Source organism: Adlercreutzia sp. CNCM I-6216 (genome assembly GCF_977113345.1).
This window is the reverse complement of the sequence record NZ_CDSBIE010000009.1, coordinates 60,729-80,800: the sequence shown is the minus strand read 5'-3', so window position 1 is coordinate 80,800 and position 20,072 is coordinate 60,729. Positions and strand designations below refer to the sequence as shown.

Below are 20,072 nucleotides of genomic sequence, written 5' to 3'. Positions count from 1 at the left end.
GATCAAGCTATCATTGGGAGGGATGAGCCCCGTGCAATACAGGAGAACCTTGGGGCTTGCAGCATAGGTTTTGGGACGGAAAAACGTCAGCATCCCCAAACCCCCATTTTGACCTGATAAAACTCAAGAAATACCAGGTCAAACCCCTATTCAAAAAAGCACATTTTCCAAGTTCTCAACCGCCAATTTCCCGTCCGCTCTATTTCATGGGCGTTTTCGGCAGTCGTTCCCAAGAGGGGCGCGATCTCCTAAGATAGTGCGATACGCGAAAATGGCCCCGAAGCCCAAGGAGGTTTCCGTGGAATTGTTGGAAGCGCGCATTCGCCGCGATGGCGTGGTGAAGGCGGGCGGTGTGCTGAAGGTGGACGCCTTCTTGAACCACCAGATGGACATTGAGCTGTTCTCCCAGATGGCCGAGGAATGGAAGCGCCTGTTCGCGGGCAAGCCCATTAACAAGATCCTCACCATCGAGGCCTCGGGCATCGGCATCGCCGCCGTGGTGGCGCATCATTTCGGCGTGCCCGTGGTGTTCGCGAAGAAGACCCAGTCCATCAACCTGGATGGCACGATGTATTCCACGCGCATCCAGTCCTTCACCCACAACCGCATCTACGACGTCATCGTCTCCACGCGTTTTCTCGGGCCCGACGACCATGTGCTCATCATCGACGACTTCCTCGCCAACGGCTGCGCCCTACGCGGCCTGCTCGAGATCTGCGAGAGTGCCGGGGCCACTGTGGAGGGCATCGGCATCGCCATTGAGAAAGGTTTCCAGCCCGGTGGCGACGAGTTGCGCGAGGCGGGCTACGACTTGCAGTCCCTCGCCATCGTCGAGGCCATGGATCCGGCCACCGGCGCCATCGAGTTCCGCTCATGAGCCGCAAGAGAAACGTGGAAAGCGAGGGCGGCGTGGTTTTCATCGACCCGAAGATGAAGGCGCTCTCGTCCCTTGATGGCGAGATCGGCTGGCTTGCGGCCTTCCCCTACGGCCTGCAACACGTGCTGGCCATGTTCGTGGCGAACCTCGCGCCCATCGCGATCATTGCGGCAGCGGCCGGCCTTCCCGAAGACTTGCGGGCCACGCTCATTCAGAACGCCATGTTCATCGCCGGCATCGGCACCTTCGTGCAGCTGTTCCCGCTGTGGCGGGTGGGCAGCGGGCTTCCCATCGTCATGGGCATCAGCTTCACCTTCGTCTCCGTGGCCTGCACCATTGCGGCGACCCAGGGCTACGGGGCGCTCGTGGGAGCGGTCATCGTCGGCGGCCTCATCGAGGGGCTGCTGGGTTTGTTCGCCCGCTGGTGGCGGCGTATCATCACACCCATCGTGGCGGCCGTGGTGGTGACCTCTATCGGGTTCTCGCTGCTCGGCGTGGGGGCGGCCTCCTTCGGCGGCGGCTCCGGCGCGGAGGATTTCGGCAGCGCCACGAACCTCATCCTCGGCACCGTCTCGCTTCTGGCGTGCCTTGTGTTCCAGGGCCTCGCCAAGGGCGCCACTAAACAGCTTTCGGTGCTCTTCGGCCTTGTCGTGGGGTATCTGGTGGCCATTCCGCTGGGCAAAGTGGACTTCTCCGGATTCGCCACAGCGCAGCTCTTCTCGCTGCCGGGCGTGCTGCCTGTGACGCCGGAGTTCAACCTCGGCGCCATCATCACCGTCACGCTCATCTTCCTCGTCTCCGCCACCGAGACCGTGGGCGACTGCTCGGCGCTCACGGCCGCCGCGCTGCGCCGCAACCCCACGGACAAGGAGCTCTCCGGCGCCGTGACGGCCGATGGCCTCGTTAGCTCGCTCGCCGGCGTGTTCGGCTGCTCGCCGGTCACCTCGTTCTCGCAGAACGTCGGCCTCATCGCCATGACCGGCGTGGTGAACCGTCGCGCCATCGCCACGGGAGCGGTCGTGCTCGTGCTCGCCGGCTTCGTGCCCGTGGTGAGCCTCGTGTTCGCATCGCTGCCCGAGGCGGTGCTCGGCGGCTGCACCATCATGATGTTCGGCAACATCATCGTCAGCGGCTTCCAGATGATCGCCAATGCCGGTTTCTCCCAGCGCAACATCACCATCGCCGCGCTGTCGCTGGCCGTGGGCATCGGGTTTACCCAGATGGGCGACATCTTCGCCATCTTCCCCGAACTGGTGCAGAGCGTATTCGCCGACAACTGCGTGGCCGTGGTCTTCGTCGTGGCCATTCTGGCGAGCCTGCTTTTGCCCAAAGATCAGAAGGTGGAGGGCCCGCTGATCGTGGAGGAGGGCAACGATTCGGTGGATATCGCCACAGACGCGTTAGAATCTTAGATCCATGGAAACCATCGCGCACATAGCCGAACACGTGCTGGAGCATTCTCTGGCCGACACCCTGTACCTCATCCCGTTTCTGTTCGTCACCTACCTGGCCATGGAGTGGCTCGAGCACAAGACCGGCGGCAAGACCCAGGAGGCCATTCGCCACGCCGGTGCGGCCGGGCCCATCGTGGGCGCGTTTCTGGGCGTGGTGCCCCAGTGCGGCTTCTCGGCCGTGGCGGCCACGCTGTACGCGGGTCGCGTGATAACGCTGGGGACGCTCTTTGCCGTGTTCCTCTCCACCTCCGACGAGATGCTGCCCATTTTCCTGGCCGAGGCGGTGCCCGGCAATACCATCTTGTCCATCATGGGGGCGAAGGTGGTCATCGGCATGGTCATGGGCTTCATCGTGGATGCCGTGCTGCGCCTGGCGCGCCGCGACAAGGAGCGCCTGCGCATCCATGAGCTGTGCGAGCAGGACCAGTGCGGCTGCAACCACGACTGTCACACCTGCGAGCAGGCCCCCGAGCGCGCCTACGAGCACCACGATGACGTGGAGCACACCCATGAGCATGGGCACGGTTGGAAGGGCATCCTGAAGAGCGCCACGAAGCATACGGTGCAGGTGACGTTGTTCATCTTCCTCATCACCATCGTGCTGAACATTGTCCTGGAAACGGTGGGGGAGGACGCGCTCGCCCAGTTCCTCGGCGACAATCCGAACTTCTCGGTGTTCGCCTGCGCGCTTGTGGGCCTCATTCCGAACTGCGCCGCCAGCGTGGTCATCGCCCAGCTGTATGTGGAGGGCGTCCTGGGGGCCGGCGCCATGCTGGCCGGGCTTCTGGTGAGCGCCGGCGTGGGGCTGCTCGTGCTGGTCCGGGCCAATCGCCACTGGAAGCAGAACGTCGCCATCATCGCGGTGCTGTACGCCATAGGCGTGTTCTGGGGCCTTATCTGCAATGGCCTGGGGGTCGTGTTCTAGCGGCATCGCCGAGCGTTTCCACTCCGTAAAAACCTGACGAGCCGTCAAAAAAGTTCTTGCATCGCCCAGTCGTAAGTACTACGCTCGCAAAGTTAACTTTTTCGGTCATCAATGGGAAGAAGGCGATGGCGTTGGCAGGCCGTGGAGAAGTCATCGAGCGACTTCTTGCCGCCCATGAAGCGTGGTTCGACGTCGAGCGCGACCACGACTTCGCCGGCCGCACCTTCCCGGGTTACGCCGAGTTCCATTCCTCGGTCTCTCAGTACGTGCTCGTCAAGCGCGCGAAGTTGTGGGAGGCGGCCAGCCACGAGCACCTGTTCTTCTGGGGCACGCCCCGCCTGACCACAGGCGAGCTGGACGACTTGGTCGGCTGCGTTACCGGCGAGGGGCTCTCCCTCGTGCGGCCCGCGCCCGATCACATGATGACGTACTTGTCGCTCGCCATCGTCGCCGATGCCGTGGACGATCTCGCGTGGGAGCGCGTGCGGCGCACCCGCTTCCGCAAGAACTTCGCGCTCGGCTGGCGGGGGTGGGCCGATCTGCGTCTGGCGGTGGCCGACTTGTCGCGCGGGCGCGTGACGACCAATTCACAGGGAAAACCGCTGGGGGAAACGCTCCAGGCCAATGCGTTCATCGACGGCGGTGTTGCTGTGCGCGACGCTCGTTGCGGCAACGCGAGCAGCGCTGTTCGCGACGCCGCGCGCGATGGGCATCGGCTTGACGCGTCCGCCCCGGCGTTTCCGCAAGATCGGGAGGGCCGAGCCTGCGATGGCGCGCGCCCTCTCTTTGAAGCCCAGGGCGAGAAGAGAGGAAGTACGTTATGAATGCCCTGATCATTCTTCTGGTAGCCATCGCGGTTCTCGTGTGCGGCTACGTCTTCTACGGCGGCTGGCTCGCCAAGCAGTGGGGCATCGACCCCAACCGCCCCACGCCGGCCCACGAGTTCGAGGACGGCAAGGACTACGTGCCCGCCGCGCCCTACGTGGTGCTCGGCCACCATTTCTCGTCCATCGCCGGCGCCGGCCCCATCAACGGCCCCATCCAGGCGGCCATCTTCGGCTGGGTGCCGGTGCTTCTGTGGGTGCTCATCGGCGGCATCTTCTTCGGCGCCATGCACGATTTCGGCGCGCTGTTCGCCTCCATCCGCCACAAGGGGCAGACGCTCGCGACGGTCATTGCCGAGAACATCGACGACACGGCCAAGAAGCTGTTCTGCATCTTCTCGTACCTGACGCTCATTTTGGTGGTGGCCGCCTTCGCCTCCATCGTGGCGAGCACCTTTGCTGTGGCACCGGTGCCCACTGACGACGCCGCCAAGGCCGTGGCAGTCGAGACGGGGAATTTGGCCAACATGCGCACGGCCATGATCTCGGTGCTGTTCATCGTGGTAGCCGTCATCTACGGCGTTATCACCCGTGGTCGCAAGATCCCCGCGGCCGCGAACATCGTCTCAGCTCTGGCCATCATCGTGGTCGTCGTGGCCCTCGGCTACAATCTGCCGGTGATCGCGCTGGACAACACCACCTGGATGATCCTTGTGGGCCTGTATATCCTCGTGGCCTCCGTGGCCCCGGTGTGGATCCTTCTGCAGCCGCGCGACTACCTGTCGAGCTATCTGCTCTACGGCATGATCGCCCTGGCGCTTGTCGGTATCATCGGCGCCGGCGTCATGGGCAACGCCGCCTCGCTGGACATTCCCGCATTCACCGGCTTTTCCGCTGCGGCTGGCACATCCAAGGTGGCTGCCTCGGGCTTTTTGTTCCCGGCGCTGTTCATCACCATCGCCTGCGGCGCCATCTCCGGCTTCCACAGCCTTGTGGCCTCGGGCACTACCTCCAAGCAGCTCGACCGCGAGGCCGAGGCGCAGCCCATCGCCTACGGCGGCATGCTGCTCGAGTGCTTGGTGGCGGTCATCTCGCTGTGCGCGGTGGCCTTCGTGTTCTCGGGCTACATGGACGGCACCTACGCCTCGCCGACCCAGGTCTTCGCCGCGGGCCTCTCCCAGATGCTCGCCTGCGTGCCCGGGCTCGCCGGCGCGGAGTCGGTCGCCTACGCTCTGCTTGTCTTGGCGGTGTCGGTGTTCTGCCTGACCTCGCTCGACACCGCGACGCGCCTGGGCCGCTACATGTTCCAGGAGCTTTTCACGCCCCACGGCATGGAGGCAAGCGACCTTACCGGTTGGCGCGCGGTGCTCGTGAACCCCTGGGTCGCCACCATCATCACGGTGGTGCTCGGCGTGGGGCTGGGCATGACCGGCTACCAGCTCGTGTGGCCGCTGTTCGGCGCCGCCAACCAGCTGCTGGCCGCGCTCGGGTTGCTCGCTGTGTGCGCGTGGCTGGGTAACGCCGGCCGCAACAACAAGATGTTCTATGTCCCCATGGCGTTCATGATGGTGGTGACGCTGACCTCGCTGGCGCTGACGGTGTGGGCCAAGATCGGCCTTCTGGTGGCCGGCACGATGGATGCCGCCACGGTGCTGCAGCTGGTCATCGGCGTGCTGCTCATGGTGTTCGCCGTCATCTTGGCCGTCAAGGGCTGCAAGACCATCTTCGGAAAGAAGCGGGTCGCGTAGAAGCGGGTCGCGTAGAATCGGGTCGCGTAGAATCGGGTCGCGTAGCTGCAAGCATCCTGCTGCTGGTCTCTTCGCATTGCTGCCCCAGAACGGGCACCCGGGAATCCTGGGGGCTCGTTTCGGGGCATAATTTCGAGTTGTTAGACATAAGGGAGCGCGCTAACAGGTCTGTCGATCGGTTTGGCGACTGCGCATCTCGAGGCAACTGGGCAAAAGGCCAGGTCGCAACCTTGTCACTGCTCTGCAGCAGGATCATGCTACGGCGGAACGATCATTTTGCTCGACAGTGAGAGTCTAACAACTCGAAATTCTTGCCCGAAACAAGGACGTGGATTGTTCGAGCACTAAAGTGGGCATAGGGAATTTTGTTTCGCACCCCATAGCGCAAGGGGGTGCATCCCCGTTATAGTGTCAGGAAGCGACAAACAAGACGAGAGGAGACGCCCATGACCGCACTTTCCGCCGGCATGACCCGCGAGCAAGCGGCTGAACTGCTCGCTGCCCACAACAAGGATCCGTTCCATATCGAGCACGGCGAGACCGTCGAGCAGACCATGCGCTACTTCGCCCGCGAGTACGATCCGGAAAACGAGGAGTTCTGGGGCATCGTGGGCCTTCTGCACGACTTGGATTGGGAAGAGCACGACGACGAGCCGGAGAAGCACACGCTGTACGCCGCGCCGCTCATCGAGGAGGCGGGTGGTACGCCGGAGCTCATTCGCGCTATTCAGTCACACACCTCCGACTACAACACCGATCTGCCCAAGCCGGAGCTTCAGATGGAGAAGATTCTCTTCGCCACCGAGGAGCTGACCGGGCTCATTGGGGCGGCCATCGTCATGCGGCCGAGCAAGTCGGTCATGGACTTCAACGTGAAGTCGCTCAAGAAGAAGTACAAGGACAAGCGCTTCGCCGCTGGCGTGAGCCGTGAGGTCATCGCCTCGGGCGCCGATATGCTCGGTTGGGAGCTGGACGAGCTGTTCGCCCGCACCATCGAGGCCATGCAGTCCTTCGCCCCCGACCGCGACACGTTCGTCGAGCCAGAGTAGGGGCCTTCCGAGGAAGGTCGTTGGCTTTCGCCGGACGCCTTCTATGGTAAAGAACAGGCGAGCCGCCGCGGCCACGGCGGGCCGCCTCGCAATGCTTTCGAATAATTGTGTTGTGGGGCCGCTTCCGCTGTCAGACGGGGGCGGCTTTTTCTATTGCAACAACTTTGCAAAGAATCGGTGGCGGCAGGCTGGCGGGTCTACAATGGCAAGTGGACTTCATTCGGCCGCGCTGGCACCTGGCGGAGGTGTGGGGCGGATACGTGAGCAGAAAGGACGCCCATGTGGTGCAAGAAGATTCTCGTAGCCTATGACGGCAGCGCTCCCTCTCATCGCGCGTTGGAGGTGATGCGCGAGATCGCCGCCCAGAACCCGGCGGTGGAAGTGGTGCTCGTCCATGTGATGCGCCTGTTCTCCTCGGGCTCGGCCGCTGCCGGCATGGATACCGTCATGGTGGACGACGCCATGGCCATCCGCGAGGAGTTGGAGGCCATCGCCGCCGACATGGTGAACCCCACGGAGGTGAAGGTGCTCAAGGGCACGTCCCCGGCCGACCTCATCGTGAACTGCGCGAAGGAGGAGGGCTGCGACCTCATCATCATGGGCAGTCGCGGCCAAGGCGGCGTGAAGGGCTTTTTGGGTTCCGTGAGCTATGCCGTCACCAAGGAGTCGCCCATGACGGTGCTCATCGCGAAAGAAGGCGACTGCCGCTAATGGCCTCATCTGCTGCCAAGGTTGCTATTCCTTCGCGTTGCGAAAGGCCCGCGCCTGCGCCCGCACCGCTCTGGACGCGCAACTTCATCGCTGGCACCTTCCTGAACTTCTTCATCGCCGGCAACTACTTCATGCTCATGGTGGTCATGACCTCCTATGCGCTTACCGTGTACCAGGCGCCGGCCGCCGTGGCTGCCTTCTGCGCCAGCGCCTTCATCGTGGGCACGCTGTTCTCGCGTTTCGCCGCCGCGCCGATGATGGAGCGCTTCGGACGGCTGCCGCTGCTTATCGTCGGTTGCATCGCCGAGGTGGCGCTTTCGGCGTTGTACCTGCTGAACGAGCCGGTGGGCGCGCTCATCGGCGTGCGTCTGGCCCACGGGTTCTCCTACGGCGTGTGCTCCACCACCATCGCTACGGTCATTACCAGCGTGGTGCCGCCCGAGCGCAAGGGCGAGGGCATCGGGTACTTTATGCTGTCCATCACCCTTGGCAGCGCCATCGGGCCCTTTGCGGGCATTTTCCTGGCGAACAACTTCGGCTATCCGGTGGTGTTCGTTGTGGCGAGCGTGCTCGTGGCTCTTTCCATTCCGGCGGCGCTGCTTCTGCGCCCCGCATCTTCCACGAAGGTGAAGGGGAGCGAAGCGGCCGCCGAGGCCGAGGTGGAAGCGGCCGCCGATGCCGTGGCCGGTGCGGTTACGGATGCCCCCGCCGAAGAGGGTCGCGAGGACGCCGCCGCCAACCGCGACGAGGTCCTAGTAGAGTCGCTGCATGCCGCCGTCTCAACGCGCGTGCCTTCCACTCATTTGGAAGAGAAGGTCGCCGCCAAGGTGGAGCATTCGCCGCTCGCCCGTTTCGTGGAAGCCGGCGTACTGCCCATCTCGGTGGTGTGCGGCCTTCTGTTCTTCGGCTATTCCAGCCTGCTCACGTTCCTCACGCCCTACGCCACTGAGATCGGCCTGGCCCGGGCCGCCAGCATGTTCTTCGTCGTGTACGCGCTGGCCATGTTCGTCACGCGCCCCTTCACCGGCCGCGCCTTCGACCGCGTGGGGCCGCATCCCGTCATGGTGCCGGCGTTCGTGTCCTTCGCAGCGGGCATGGTGGTGCTCGCCTTCGCGGCCAACGACTGGATGATCCTGGGGGCTGCGGCCCTGCTCGGCTTCGGCGTGGGCACCGTGCAGTCGTGCGGGTTGGCCATGGCCGTGCGCGTGACGAGCGATGCGCGCCTGTCGGTCGCCAACGCCACCTTCTACATGCTGCTCGACGTGGGCGTGGGCATCGGCCCCATCCTGCTCGGCATCGTGGCCCCGCTCATTGGGTATGCGAACCTGTACCTCTGCATGGCCGTCGTGGGTGTGCTCGCCCTGGCCCTGTTCCTCGTTGTCGCCAAAACCGAAAAGGGCGCACGGTAGGGGAGGGTTCTCGCGGTTGCGTCTCCGTCTCTCAGCAGGCAATGAAAAAGCCGCTCCGGAGAGCGGCTTGCTTGTGCGGAAAATGGCTGGGGTACTAGGATTCGAACCTAGGTAGCTGGTACCAAAAACCAGAGTCCTGCCGTTGGACGATACCCCAGTGTCAGAACGTAAGGTCGCGCGCCTTCCGGTCGTGGGAAGCTGCGGGAACGCTTCTCTTTAGAGCTTGGCGTTATGCGCAACGGTTGCTTTGCGCGACCAGGCGAAAAGTGGTGGGCCCTGCGGGGATCGAACCCGCGACCTTGGGATTAAAAGTCCCCTGCTCTACCAACTGAGCTAAAGGCCCACTTCTTCACGCAAGCGCTTAGTTTACCGTTCCGGACGATTTCGGTCAATGAGCAATCGGGATGCGGAAACGGGGCTGCATTCGATGTCCAGATTGCAGATTGCAGATTCGTAGCGATGCGATGGTATTTCGCGAGAGAGAAGTCGCAACTGGTAAACTTAACCGCGAACATCAGGGAAAGCGGGACCGCATGGCCGCCGCTTCAGGGCGCCGCGTCGACGCCCGACGCATTTCGGGAGGCCATCATGCTGCACGCCCACGATGAATCAGTTCGCGCCCACTTGCTGGAGGGCGGCTTCGGCCTGGAGAAAGAGTCGCTGCGCATCGACGGCGGCGGCTTTCTCGCCCATACGCCGGCCGACTTCGCCGACGACGTGCACATCGTGCGCGATTTCTCCGAGAACCAGGTGGAAGTGAACACGCCGGTGTGCGCCACGCCGGCCGAGGCGATCCAATCGCTGGAGCACTACAACGGCCTCGTGCAGCGGGCCATCGCGAATTTGCCCGAGCGCGAGCTTTTGTGGCCCTTCTCGAACCCGCCCTATATCCTGAACGAGAAGGACATCCCCATCGCCCAGTACTTCGGCGACGATGCCGGCAAGACGGAATACCGCGAGTACCTCTCCGACCGCTACGGCCGCTACAAGATGGCCTTTTCCGGCATTCACCTGAACTACTCTTTCGGCGAGGCGCTGCTGCGTGCCGACTACGAGCTCGCCCGCGCGGAGAGTCCCGACGCCCCCGCCATTTTCGAGGCCTACCGCGACCAGTTCTACGTGCGCCTGGCCGAGAACTGCGTGGCCTACAGTTGGATTCTCACCGCGGTCATGGCCGCGAGCCCGGTGTGCGACTCCTCCTTCGTGGAGAAGGGCCGCATCGGCGGCGACCTCTTCCAGGGCCTGGCCACCGTACGCTGTTCGGAGCTCGGTTACTGGAACTTCTTCGCGCCCATTCTCGATTATACGAGTGCGGCGGCCTACGCCGATTCCATCCAGTCCTACATCGACAGCGGCATGATTCGCTACCCCTCCGAGCTCTATTACCCCATCCGGCTGAAAAACTTCGGCCCCTACAGCCTGGAGGGCTTAAAAGAGGGCATCAGCCACATCGAGCTGCGCATGGTGGACTTGAACCCGCTCGTCCGTTCCGGTATCGACGAGCGCGACGTGCTGTTCAGCCAGCTGTTTTTGGTATGGGCCGCCGCCCAAGCGCCGGCGAACCTCACGGTGAAGGACCAGGTGCAGGCCGTGCAAAACTTCAAGAACGCCGCCCACTACGATTTGAAGACCGTGAAGATCGTCATGCCCGACGGCACCGCCTGCTCGGTGGTGAAGGCTGCCAAGCGTATCATCGATGCCATGGAAGCGTTCTTCGATGACTTCGGCACCTCGGTCCACGAATGCCTGGCCTTCCAGCGCCTGAAGTTCGAGGACCCTCACACTCGCTACGCCTGGAAGATCCGCGAGGAATACGGCCAGGGCTTCGTAGCCCGCGGCCTGCAACTGGCCCGCAAGCTCCAGAAAGGGTACGTGGAGTAGGGAAGGACCCTATCCGAAGATGGCTTTCAAGGCCATGTCACGGGTGGCTTTCATGTTGATCTTGCAGCCGCGGAGCATGATGTCGCCGATGCCGTAGATGAAGATGCCCAAGTACTGCTTGGCCGCATCGATGTCCATATCGGCCGAAACGGCGCCGATTGCCTTTCCATGCTCCAGCGCAGTTGCGAATATGGCGCAGGTCTCGTCGTACTGGGCCTGGGCGCTCTCGGTGATGGCCGGAATCTGCCCCGACGTCGATTCGACGGTGGCAACGAACCGGGCCCGCTGCTCATCGTTGCGCAAATTGCTGGTGATGCTCGCAATGAGGGCCGCGAAGGCCTGCTTGAACTCGGCGGGCTCCGTGCAGCCGAGCGCTTCGTCGGCGCTCACGTTGATGAGCGGGTCGATCATCTCGTAGGTGGCCAGCAGCAGGTCCTCTTTGGAAGAGAAGTGGTAGTAGAGGGCCGGCCTCGTGATGCCGAGCTCTTCGGCGATGGCTCCCATGGAGGTGTGGTTGTAGCCCTTCTCCGCGAAGGCCCGATAGGCGATTTCCAGTATTTGATCTCGTGTTGACATGGGGTTTTCCTCGCTCTGCAACCAATAGACTCGTTCGCTCGATGCTTTTTCGATCGCCTATATATTACCTGAAATCTTTACAGCGTGTAAAAAAACTTACACATTGTAAAAAAATCCATTGACTTTGAGCGGGAAGGTCACTATAGTTTGCCTTACTTACAGTAAGTAAGGAACAAGAGGGGCGTTCGCAAGAGCGCAGGCAGGACGAAAGGAGCAGCAAGTGGAAATTGAGAAGTTCCGATTCCCGGGAGAGTTCGAACCGCAGACCGACGTGTTCATCAACTGGCTTCCCGACTATTGCGCCGGTGAGGACGGCGACAAGGGTCGTGAGGTGCTCGTCGAGGTGGTGAAGAATCTGCTGGGTCACGTGAACGTTCATGTGAACTGCGGCTGCGAGACCTCCCTTGAGGCCTGCAAGCAGATGCTGGCCGATGCGGGTGTGGATGTGTCCGACCCCGATACCGAGGGTCAGCGCAACACCGCCGCTGACAACGGGGATGAGAAGTTCAGCCCCTTCATCCGCTTCACCCAGTTCGACGACTGGAGCGTGTCCATCCGCGACAACGGCCCCGATGTCATGATCGACGACGAGGGCAACACGCTGGCTGTGAACATGCGCTGGAGCAACTACTCCAACAACGACAAGATGGAGCCTGCCCAGCAGCTGGCCCGTCGCGCCGGCGCGAACATGGCCATCGACCTTGACGTTTTCGACATGGTGAACTCCGACATGGTGTCCGAAGGCGGCAACCGCGAGTTCAATGGCAAGGGCGTCATGATCGCCGTTGAGGACACCGAGGTGGTCAAGCGCAACCCCGAGTACACCAAGGAAGAAATCGAGGACGAGTACAAGCGCGTCTGGAACCTGGACAAGATCATCTGGATTCCCAAGCCGATGCTGGAAGACGACGACATCCGCAAGGGCCCCATCGACAAGATGGAGGACGGCACGCTGATTTGGCCTGGCTCCTTCGCCGCCCATGCCGATGAGTACTGCCGCTTCGTGGACGAGGACACGGTGCTTCTGGCCGAGGTGACCGAGGAGGAAGCCGCCGAGGGCCCCATCAGCGCCGAGAACAAGCGCCGCATCGACGCCGCCTACGAGATCCTCAAGAACGAGACGCTGCCCGACGGCCGCCCGCTGAAGATCGTGCGCATGCCCTTCCCGGAGCATCTCATCTTCCGCGGCAGCCAGGACAACCCCACGGTCATGGGCTGGAAGCAGTTCTTCGACGAGAACGGCGGCGTGGCCTTCGACGGCACCCCGTGGCCCGAGGGCGACTACTGCTTCGTCAACTCCTGCAGCTACTGCAACTTCCTCGTGTGCAACGACGTGGTGTTGGGCCAGCGCTACTGGCACGAGGGCATGGATCCGAAGATCAAGGAGAAGGACGAGCGCGCCAAGGCGGTGCTCAAGAGCGTGTTCCCCGGCCGCGAGGTCGTCATGCTGGACACCTACTACCTGAACCTGTTCGGCGGCGGCGTGCACTGCTGGACCAAGAACGTGGCAATGCCCCAATAACGTGAGTTCGCAAGGGAAGAAAACAAGAGGAAAGGAATCTCACCCATGCTTAACAACTTCGTAGGAAAGGACATCATCAACATCGGCGACATGACCCCCGACCAGTTCCAGTACCTGCTGGATCTGTCCAAGATGCTGAAGGCCGAGAAGATGACCGGCGTCGATCACGCCCGCTTCCACAACAAGAACGTGGTGGCCCACTTCGAGTGGGAGTCGACCCGCACCCGCTGCGCCTTCGAGACCTCCTGCCATGACCTGGGCCTGGGCTTCACCTACCTGTCCAACTCGCACTTCGGCAACAAGGAGACGGTGAAGGACTCCATCCGCGTGTTCAGCGAGATGTACGACGCCATCGTGCTGCGCGCCCAGCGCGAGGAGGCCTACGTGCGCGAGGTGGCCGACATCGCCACCATTCCAGTCATCAACGCCTGCTGCGAGGGCGACCATCCCACCCAGATGCTGGCCGACGCCCTCACCATGCAGGAGCTTTTGGGCAACCTGAAGGGCCGCAAGCTGGCCTTCGTGGGCAACTGCGCCACCACCGCCATGTGGTACGGCCGCCTGTGCGCGCTTCTGGGCATGGACTTCTACGCCGTGGGCCCCGACGACGAGCGCTACCAGCTGTGCGACTCCTTCAAGGAGAACATCGAGGACCTGTTCAACAAGTGGGCACCGAACAACGAGATCGTGCTCACCTCCGACAAGGAGAAGCTGAAGGGCATGGACGTGGTGACCACCGAGTGCTGGATCTACCAGAACCCCGACGTGCACGACGAGGACCTGGCCGCCACCGGCGACTGGACGAGCTTGGAGTACTCTTACGACGCGTGGCTGCGCCACTCCGACATCATGGAGCCCTACCGCGTGACGAGCGACCTGATGGAAGATTACGTGAAGAACCCCGACTGCCTGGTCATGCATATGCTGCCGGCCTACCACAACGCCGACATGAAGCTGATGCAGAAGTTCCTGGCCGAGGCCAAGAACGAGCGCGACCGCCGCATCCTCACCGAGGGCATCTGCATCTCCGACGAGTGCTTCGAGAAGCACGCCAGCGAGATCTTCCGCGAGGCCGGCAACCGCCAGCCCACCATCAAGGCCTGCCTGGCCGCTGTTCTGGGCATCTAGTCGTCGACTCACCACGGGCGGGCGGCCTGCGCGGCTGCCCGCCGTTCCCGTAAGGAGAAAACATGTCTACTGAAGTAGCAAAGAAAAGCGGAAGCGGCTACGCCTGGCTCGTCATGGTCGGCTTTGGCATGGTCATGTGCGCCACTATCGGCGCCATCACCGTCATGGGCGGCCTGTTCTACTATCCGGTGTGCGAGGAGCTGGGCTTCGATCTGTCATCGTTCACCCTGTACGTGACGCTGTCCATGGTGTTCATGGCGCTGGGCATGCCCATCTGCGGCAAGATCATGGCATCGGGCAAAATCAAGCTGTCGGTGCTCATGACCGTGGCCGTGCTGCTGGAGCTCGTTCCCTTCGCCTGCATGTCCATGTTCACCGAGATGTGGATGTGGTTTGTGGCGGCTGTGCCCATCGGCTTCGGCCTGTCGGCCACCAGCACCGTGACCGCTGCGCCCACCCTGGGCAACTGGTTCCACAAGAAGACCGGTTTCGCCATTGGCATGATCTTCACCATCCAGAGTATCTTTGTGGCGGTGGCGAGCCCCATTTTCAGCAACATGATCGAGATGCTCGGTTGGCGCATGAGCTACGTGGTGCTGGCCATCATCGCCGCGGTCATGGCCCTGCCCTTCACCATCTTCGTCATTCGCTATCGTCCCGAGGACAAGGGCATGCTGCCCTACGGCTACGACCCGAACGCCGTTGAGGAAGAGGGTGGCGCGGTCGCCGAGACCGGCGTGCCCTACAAACTGGCCCTGCGCTCGGTGCCCTTCGTGATGGCCGTCCTCGTGGTCATGATGTCCATGACCATCTCGAACATGAACGTGGTGTTCCCCACCTATGCCGAGGTAGTTGGCCTTGGCGCCATTGTGGGCGGCTTCATGGTGACGGCGGCAAGCCTTGCCGATATCGCTCTCAATCCCATCCTGGGCACCACGGCCGACAAGTTCGGCCCCACCAAGTCGTTCATCGGCTGGACCGTGGTCACCATGGTGTCGTTCGTCATCCTGTACTTCAGCGTGAACAGCCCCATTCTGGCCATCGTGGGCGCGGGCATCAACGATGTCATGTACGCGCTCTGCGGCGTGGGCCTAGCCACCTTCACCATGGCCTGGTTCGGCAAGAAGGACTATGAGCGCATCTTCTCCACGGTCATGATGTTCGGCTATCTTGTTGCCAGCCTGGGCGTGCCCATCATGATGAAGATCTACGAGGTTACCGGTGCCTTCGAGAACGTGTTCGTCTTCGGGTTCATCGTCTGCGCCATCATCATCGTATGCCTGCTGGTGGGCGAGAAGCAGTCCGCGAAGCTGCCCCAGGAAACCGTCGAGGTTGCCGCCGAGGCCGCCCCGCAGGAGTAAGCCCCAAAGCCACCTGCCCTTGTGCCGGGCAGGTGGCTTTTCGCGTTTTCCGATTCTCGAGAAAAGGAGAGGATGAGGGGAATGACCTATCGCTACCATCCCGAGCTCCAGGAGCTCGTAGACGACCCCGCGGGCTTCCCGCCTGCGGAGAAGTTCGTGGGAACCCTTGAGGAAATGCGCGCGTTCGCCGACCCCCTCTACGCCGAGATGCGGGACTTGCCGCTGGCGGAGGGGGTCGTGGCGCGTGATGTGGAGATTGAGACGGCCGACGGCTATCCCATGCGGGCCCGCTGGTACCGGAAGGAGGGGTCGGATGCGCGCTCGGCGGTGATGTACGTCCACGGGGGCGGCATGATCCTCATGGGCATCGACGAGATGGACGCGGATATCTCGCGCTATGTGGCCCTAAGCGGCGTGCCGTTTCTGTCCATCGGCTACCGCCTGGCGCCCGAGCATCCGCGCCCCCAGGCCGAGGATGCCCTCGACGGGTACCTGTGGCTCATCGGCCATGCGGACGAGCTGGGCATCGATGCGCACCGCGTTGCCATCATGGGCGACAGCGGCGGCGCGGGCATTGCGGCGGGGGCCGCTATCCTCGCGCGCGACAGAGGCGTGCCGCTGGCCAAGCAGATTCTCATCTACCCCATGCTGGACGACCGAACCGTGGCCTGCGACGATGAGCTCGACGGCCTTGCACACGTGTGGTTCGCGGAGAACAACAAGATGGCCTGGGAGGCCGTGCTGGGCGAGCGCCGGGGAACCGATGAAGTGCTGCCCTGCGAGGCCCCGGCGCGCAACGAGAGCTTCGAGGGCCTGGCGCCGGCTTTCCTGGAGGTGGGCGAGCTCGACCTGTTCCGCGACGAAACCATCGAGTACGCGAAGCGCCTGATGGCGGCTCACGTTCCCGCCGAGCTCCATGTGCTCACGGGCCTCACGCACACCTTCGACACGTTCCCGCTGCCCATTGCCGACAAGGCCTTCGAGTACCGGTCCTATGTAATCTCGCAGCTGTGAGAGATCGACTTTGGAAACGAATCTTCGAGCTTAGAAACGGAGTTGGATGCAATGACATCTGCGAAAACCGTTGAACAGGGGAATAAGCCCCACTATGCATGGCTTGTGATGATTGCCTATGGTCTGATGATGAGCGGCACCATCGGCTCGTTCTCGGTGGTGGGCGCGCAGTGGTTCTATCCTGTCAGCACGGACATCGGCTGCGAACTCTCTACCCTGACGCTCTATACCACCATAGAAATGGTGTGCATGGGCCTGGCCATGCCCCTGGTGGGCAATTTGCTCACGCGCGTGAAACTGCCGGTCATCCTGATCGCGGCCGTGGCCATGGAGGTGCTGGCCACTGTGGCCATGGCCTTCTACGATGAGCCCTGGATGTGGTATGTCTCCGGTGTGTTCGTCGGTCTCGGGCTGGCGGCCACCAGCACCGTTACCGTCACGCCCACCATGGGTAATTGGTTCGCGAAGAAGACCGGCTTCGCCATCGGCGTGGTGTGGGCCATCCAGGCGCTGTACTGCGCCGTGGCAAGCCCTTTGTTCGCCACCATTATCGAGGCCATTGGCTGGCGCTCCTCATATTTCGTGCTCGCCGCGGCATCCGCATGCCTGGCGCTGCCTGCCATCGTCTTCGTTATCCGCTATCGCCCTGAAGATAAGGGGCTTCTGCCTTACGGGTACGAGGAAGCGGCTGGGCGCGCTAAAACCCTGGCTCCCAGCACCGCGCCCGGCGTGCCGGCAGCCGCAGCGTTCCGCAGCGTGCCGTTCCTCCTCTGCGTGGGCGTGGTGATGCTGTGCCAAGGGACGGCCTGTATGAACGCCATTTTTCCAACCTACGCCGAAGTGGTGGGACTTGGCGCGGTGGTGGGCGGACTGATGGTGTCCTCGGCGAGCCTCTGCGACATTGTCTTTAACCCCCTGGCGGGTGCCACCAGCGATAAATTCGGCTCGACGCGCGCCATGGTGCTGTGGACGGGCATCACCATGGTGTCATTCGTGGTGCTGTACTTCAGCAGCGAGTCGGTGGTAGGCTCGTGCGTAGGCGCTGGTTTGAACGACGCCATGTACGCCATCACCGGCGTGGGCTATTCCACCTTCGCGCTCTCCATCTTCGGCATGAGGGACTTCGAGAAGATCTTCTCGCGCATCACCAGCTGCGGCTACCTGGTTGCTAGCCTGGGCATTCCGCTGATGATGTCCATCTACGAGGCCACCGGCGTGTTCCAGAATGTGTTCGTGTTCGGCTTCATCGTCGATATCGTCATCATCGCCCTGGTCATCCTCGCGAAGAAAAGCAGCCGCACCCTGCGCTGGTTGAGCGAGTAGCCGTCGACCATCTTTTCGTGTAGGGGTGCGCGCCTGGGTTCCCTGTTGTCTCATCTGGGCGCGCCGCCCCCTTGTTTTATCTGCCAAGGTGCGCCTCCCGCTTGCATCGAGGGGCGCACCTGTGCTAGCATACCCAATTGCCGACAAGGCGGCAGCGCTTAGGCAGCGCGAATAATACCTGGCGGCTCCGGTTGATCACTGAGAGCTGCGCGGCTCGACCGCAGGCCTGACAAGCAGGTCATCTTCAAAGCCAAATCCGCTTTTTGGTTTTTTACGCCCTTGTGCGATTTTTTCTTCAAATCCCCTTGCCTTTTTGGTACTATCTTGCGTTGCTGCTTTATCAGTCCGTTTTGGAGGAGCAACTTTTGGCTAAGGAAGATGTAATCGAACTCGAGGGCACGGTGCTCGAAGCCCTGCCCAACGCGATGTTCAAGGTGGAACTCGAGAATGGCCACACCATCCTCGCCCACATTTCCGGCAAGATGCGCATGCACTACATCAAGATCCTGCCCGGCGACCGCGTGACCGTGGAGCTGTCGGTGTACGACTTGAACCGCGGCCGCATCACCTACCGCTTCAAGTAATCCCCCTTAAGGCCCGGTAGGGCGCCCCCGCGCGAAGACCCGGATCCTTCGCGCGCGGTCACAGCTGAGAAAACACTCGCCAGCGGCTGGGCGTGCACGTATAGAACGATCCGCATACCGAAAGGAAACGACATGAAGGTACGTCCCTCGGTCAAGAAGATGTGCGACAAGTGCAAGATCATCCGACGCCATGGCAAGATCCTCGTCATCTGCGAGAATCCGCGCCATAAGCAGCGTCAGGGCTAGGAAGAAAGGACTCTGAACAAACATGGCACGTCTCGTTGGTGTCGATCTTCCCCGCAATAAGCGCATTGAGATCGCCTTGACCTACATTTACGGCATTGGCCTCACTACGGCCAAAGAGATCATCGCCGCTACCGGCGTCGATCCCGACATTCGCGTGAAGGACCTTTCCGAGGAAGACCTCGCGAAGCTGCGCGACTACATCCAGCAGAACCTCAAGGTCGAAGGCGACCTGCATCGCGAGGTTTCTCAGAACGTGAAGCGCCTGATGGAGATCGGCTGCTATCGCGGTCTGCGTCATCGTCGCGGCCTGCCCGTTCGCGGCCAGCGCACGCACACGAATGCCCGTACCCGCAAGGGTCCGCGCAAGCAAATCGGCGGCAAGAAGAAGTAGTGAGGTAAGCAAACCGTGGCTAAGAAGCAAGTACGTACTACGCGCATCAAGCGCTCTGAGCGTAAGAACATTGCCGTGGGCGCCGCTCACATCAAGTCTACGTTCAACAACACCATTGTCTCCATCACCGATCCCCAGGGCAACGTGATCTCCTGGCAGTCCGCGGGCACCGTGGGCTTCAAGGGCTCTCGCAAGTCCACGCCGTTCGCCGCGCAGATGGCCGCCGAGGCCGCCGCGAAGACGGCCATGGAGCACGGGCTGAAGAAGGTTGCCGTCTACGTGAAGGGCCCGGGTTCCGGTCGCGAGACCGCCATCCGCTCCCTGCAGGCTGCCGGCCTCGAAGTGGCCAGCATCCAGGACTGCACCCCCATTCCGCACAACGGCTGCCGCCCCAAGAAGCGTCGCCGCGTGTAACTGAAAGGATCGTACATTATGGCAATCAACAGAACTCCGGTTCTCAAGCGCTGCCGTCAGCTGGGCATCGATCCTGTGGTGCTCGGTTACTCCAGCAAGAAGGAATCCATCCGCCAGCCCAAGCGTCGCCGCAAGGAGAGCGAGTACGCTATGCAGCTGCGCGAGAAGCAGAAGGCCAAGTTCATCTACGGCGTGCTCGAGAAGCAGTTCCGTGGGTACTTCAAGCGCGCCAAGTCCATGGAGGGTCAGACCGGTGAGAACCTGATGACCATCCTGGAGACCCGTCTCGACAACGTTGTCTTCCGTCTGGGCTTCGCCCGCACCCGCAAGGAAGCCCGCCAGATGGTGACCCACGGCCACATCTGCGTGAACGGCCGCCGCGTGGACATCCCGTCCTTCCGCGTGCGTCCCGGCGAGCTCGTCTCGGTGGCCCCCAAGGCCAAGGAGCTTCTCGTGGTGAAGAGCGCTCTGGTTTCCAACGAGCGCGTTCAGGTCCCGGCATGGCTGGAGATCGACATCGAGAAGCTGCAGGGCAGCGTGCTGTCCCTCCCGACGCGCGACCAGATTGATCTGGACATCAACGAGCAGCTCATCGTCGAACTGTACTCGAAATAATCGCGACTTTTTTAGGAGGC

General features: G+C 62.3%; 20 protein-coding genes and 2 tRNA genes. 19 read left to right on the top strand and 3 right to left on the bottom strand.

Annotated features, from left to right (window positions below):
* Positions 1-298: 298 nt before the first annotated feature.
* From ACYVRU_RS09325 to ACYVRU_RS09290, 8 genes are all read left to right on the top strand, one after another.
* Positions 299-877 carry a xanthine phosphoribosyltransferase gene (locus ACYVRU_RS09325; protein WP_461186054.1) on the top strand — a complete coding sequence of 193 codons (579 nt, stop codon included), beginning with the start codon at positions 299-301 and terminating at the stop codon, positions 875-877.
* Positions 874-2,289 carry a uracil-xanthine permease family protein gene (locus tag ACYVRU_RS09320; RefSeq protein ID WP_461186053.1) on the top strand — a complete coding sequence of 472 codons (1,416 nt, stop codon included), beginning with the start codon at positions 874-876 and terminating at the stop codon, positions 2,287-2,289. Before ACYVRU_RS09325 ends, ACYVRU_RS09320 begins: the two co-directional genes overlap by 4 nt.
* 4 nt (positions 2,290-2,293) lie before the next feature.
* The gene (locus ACYVRU_RS09315; RefSeq protein WP_461186052.1) at positions 2,294-3,256 is read left to right on the top strand and encodes a putative manganese transporter; all 963 of its coding nucleotides are present in this window, start codon (positions 2,294-2,296) and stop codon (positions 3,254-3,256) included.
* Between the two features lie 131 nt (positions 3,257-3,387).
* The gene (locus ACYVRU_RS09310; RefSeq protein WP_461186051.1) at positions 3,388-4,080 is read left to right on the top strand and encodes a hypothetical protein; all 693 of its coding nucleotides are present in this window, start codon (positions 3,388-3,390) and stop codon (positions 4,078-4,080) included.
* Positions 4,077-5,828 carry a carbon starvation CstA family protein gene (locus ACYVRU_RS09305; protein ID WP_461186050.1) on the top strand — a complete coding sequence of 584 codons (1,752 nt, stop codon included), beginning with the start codon at positions 4,077-4,079 and terminating at the stop codon, positions 5,826-5,828. Before ACYVRU_RS09310 ends, ACYVRU_RS09305 begins: the two co-directional genes overlap by 4 nt.
* A 446-nt stretch (positions 5,829-6,274) precedes the next feature.
* Positions 6,275-6,877, top strand: coding sequence for an HD domain-containing protein (locus ACYVRU_RS09300; RefSeq protein ID WP_114539640.1), 603 nt, complete (start codon positions 6,275-6,277; stop codon positions 6,875-6,877).
* 279 nt (positions 6,878-7,156) lie between these two features.
* Entirely contained in the window at positions 7,157-7,588 is a 432-nt protein-coding gene (locus ACYVRU_RS09295; protein WP_157011962.1) for a universal stress protein, read from the top strand.
* Complete coding sequence (locus tag ACYVRU_RS09290; protein WP_461186049.1) at positions 7,588-8,997, top strand: MFS transporter; 1,410 nt, start codon at positions 7,588-7,590, stop codon at positions 8,995-8,997. Before ACYVRU_RS09295 ends, ACYVRU_RS09290 begins: the two co-directional genes overlap by 1 nt.
* 83 nt (positions 8,998-9,080) lie before the next feature.
* On the opposite strand, the gene ACYVRU_RS09285 is transcribed toward ACYVRU_RS09290, so the two are convergent.
* Positions 9,081-9,154, bottom strand: a tRNA-Gln gene (locus ACYVRU_RS09285).
* 110 nt (positions 9,155-9,264) lie between these two features.
* Positions 9,265-9,340: transfer RNA gene (locus ACYVRU_RS09280), tRNA-Lys, on the bottom strand.
* A 245-nt stretch (positions 9,341-9,585) separates the two neighbouring features.
* Between ACYVRU_RS09280 and ACYVRU_RS09275 the strand changes: the two genes are divergently transcribed.
* Positions 9,586-10,878, top strand: a complete 1,293-nt coding sequence (locus ACYVRU_RS09275) for a hypothetical protein (RefSeq protein WP_114539643.1) — start codon at positions 9,586-9,588, stop codon at positions 10,876-10,878.
* A gap of 9 nt (positions 10,879-10,887) precedes the next feature.
* Here the strand turns inward: ACYVRU_RS09275 and ACYVRU_RS09270 are convergent, their stop codons facing one another.
* On the bottom strand, positions 10,888-11,454 hold the full coding sequence (locus tag ACYVRU_RS09270; protein WP_114539644.1) for a TetR/AcrR family transcriptional regulator: 567 nt from the start codon (positions 11,452-11,454) through the stop codon (positions 10,888-10,890).
* Positions 11,455-11,674: 220 nt separating this feature from the next.
* Here ACYVRU_RS09270 and ACYVRU_RS09265 point away from each other — a divergent pair, with 220 nt between their 5' ends.
* The 10 genes from ACYVRU_RS09265 to rpsD all read left to right on the top strand — a co-directional run bounded on the left by ACYVRU_RS09265 (position 11,675) and on the right by rpsD (position 20,052).
* Positions 11,675-12,976, top strand: coding sequence for an agmatine deiminase family protein (locus tag ACYVRU_RS09265; protein ID WP_114549676.1), 1,302 nt, complete (start codon positions 11,675-11,677; stop codon positions 12,974-12,976).
* A gap of 45 nt (positions 12,977-13,021) precedes the next feature.
* Positions 13,022-14,104, top strand: coding sequence for an ornithine carbamoyltransferase (locus ACYVRU_RS09260; RefSeq protein WP_114549675.1), 1,083 nt, complete (start codon positions 13,022-13,024; stop codon positions 14,102-14,104).
* Positions 14,105-14,166: 62 nt separating this feature from the next.
* Complete coding sequence (locus ACYVRU_RS09255) at positions 14,167-15,465, top strand: MFS transporter (RefSeq protein ID WP_114539647.1); 1,299 nt, start codon at positions 14,167-14,169, stop codon at positions 15,463-15,465.
* Between the two features lie 81 nt (positions 15,466-15,546).
* Positions 15,547-16,479: an alpha/beta hydrolase gene (locus ACYVRU_RS09250; RefSeq protein ID WP_181815615.1), complete on the top strand. Its 933-nt coding sequence runs from the start codon at positions 15,547-15,549 to the stop codon at positions 16,477-16,479.
* Positions 16,480-16,530: 51 nt separating this feature from the next.
* Complete coding sequence (locus ACYVRU_RS09245) at positions 16,531-17,802, top strand: MFS transporter (RefSeq protein ID WP_114539649.1); 1,272 nt, start codon at positions 16,531-16,533, stop codon at positions 17,800-17,802.
* Positions 17,803-18,167: 365 nt separating this feature from the next.
* Complete coding sequence (gene infA / locus ACYVRU_RS09240; protein ID WP_016309306.1) at positions 18,168-18,386, top strand: translation initiation factor IF-1; 219 nt, start codon at positions 18,168-18,170, stop codon at positions 18,384-18,386.
* A gap of 132 nt (positions 18,387-18,518) precedes the next feature.
* Complete coding sequence (gene rpmJ / locus ACYVRU_RS09235; protein WP_016309305.1) at positions 18,519-18,632, top strand: 50S ribosomal protein L36; 114 nt, start codon at positions 18,519-18,521, stop codon at positions 18,630-18,632.
* Positions 18,633-18,654: 22 nt separating this feature from the next.
* Complete coding sequence (gene rpsM / locus ACYVRU_RS09230; RefSeq protein WP_022740416.1) at positions 18,655-19,023, top strand: 30S ribosomal protein S13; 369 nt, start codon at positions 18,655-18,657, stop codon at positions 19,021-19,023.
* Positions 19,024-19,038: 15 nt separating this feature from the next.
* Positions 19,039-19,437, top strand: coding sequence for a 30S ribosomal protein S11 (rpsK, locus tag ACYVRU_RS09225; RefSeq protein ID WP_022740415.1), 399 nt, complete (start codon positions 19,039-19,041; stop codon positions 19,435-19,437).
* 18 nt (positions 19,438-19,455) lie between these two features.
* On the top strand, positions 19,456-20,052 hold the full coding sequence (gene rpsD, locus ACYVRU_RS09220; protein ID WP_022740414.1) for a 30S ribosomal protein S4: 597 nt from the start codon (positions 19,456-19,458) through the stop codon (positions 20,050-20,052).
* The last annotated feature ends 20 nt before the right edge of the window (positions 20,053-20,072 follow it).

Bases quoted from the DNA above. Each gene is read 5' to 3' on its own strand.
- ACYVRU_RS09255 (WP_114539647.1), top strand. From the start codon at position 14,167: ATGTCTACTGAAGTAGCAAAGAAAAGCGGAAGCGGCTACGCCTGGCTC.
- ACYVRU_RS09250 (WP_181815615.1), top strand. From the start codon at position 15,547: ATGACCTATCGCTACCATCCCGAGCTCCAGGAGCTCGTAGACGACCCC.
- ACYVRU_RS09260 (WP_114549675.1), top strand. From the start codon at position 13,022: ATGCTTAACAACTTCGTAGGAAAGGACATCATCAACATCGGCGACATG.
- ACYVRU_RS09315 (WP_461186052.1), top strand. From the start codon at position 2,294: ATGGAAACCATCGCGCACATAGCCGAACACGTGCTGGAGCATTCTCTG.
- rpsD (WP_022740414.1), top strand. From the start codon at position 19,456: ATGGCAATCAACAGAACTCCGGTTCTCAAGCGCTGCCGTCAGCTGGGC.
- ACYVRU_RS09270 (WP_114539644.1), bottom strand. From the start codon at position 11,454: ATGTCAACACGAGATCAAATACTGGAAATCGCCTATCGGGCCTTCGCG.
- ACYVRU_RS09245 (WP_114539649.1), top strand. From the start codon at position 16,531: ATGACATCTGCGAAAACCGTTGAACAGGGGAATAAGCCCCACTATGCA.
- rpsM (WP_022740416.1), top strand. From the start codon at position 18,655: ATGGCACGTCTCGTTGGTGTCGATCTTCCCCGCAATAAGCGCATTGAG.
- ACYVRU_RS09300 (WP_114539640.1), top strand. From the start codon at position 6,275: ATGACCGCACTTTCCGCCGGCATGACCCGCGAGCAAGCGGCTGAACTG.
- ACYVRU_RS09305 (WP_461186050.1), top strand. From the start codon at position 4,077: ATGAATGCCCTGATCATTCTTCTGGTAGCCATCGCGGTTCTCGTGTGC.
- ACYVRU_RS09320 (WP_461186053.1), top strand. From the start codon at position 874: ATGAGCCGCAAGAGAAACGTGGAAAGCGAGGGCGGCGTGGTTTTCATC.
- ACYVRU_RS09275 (WP_114539643.1), top strand. From the start codon at position 9,586: ATGCTGCACGCCCACGATGAATCAGTTCGCGCCCACTTGCTGGAGGGC.
- ACYVRU_RS09295 (WP_157011962.1), top strand. From the start codon at position 7,157: ATGTGGTGCAAGAAGATTCTCGTAGCCTATGACGGCAGCGCTCCCTCT.
- ACYVRU_RS09290 (WP_461186049.1), top strand. From the start codon at position 7,588: ATGGCCTCATCTGCTGCCAAGGTTGCTATTCCTTCGCGTTGCGAAAGG.
- rpmJ (WP_016309305.1), top strand. From the start codon at position 18,519: ATGAAGGTACGTCCCTCGGTCAAGAAGATGTGCGACAAGTGCAAGATC.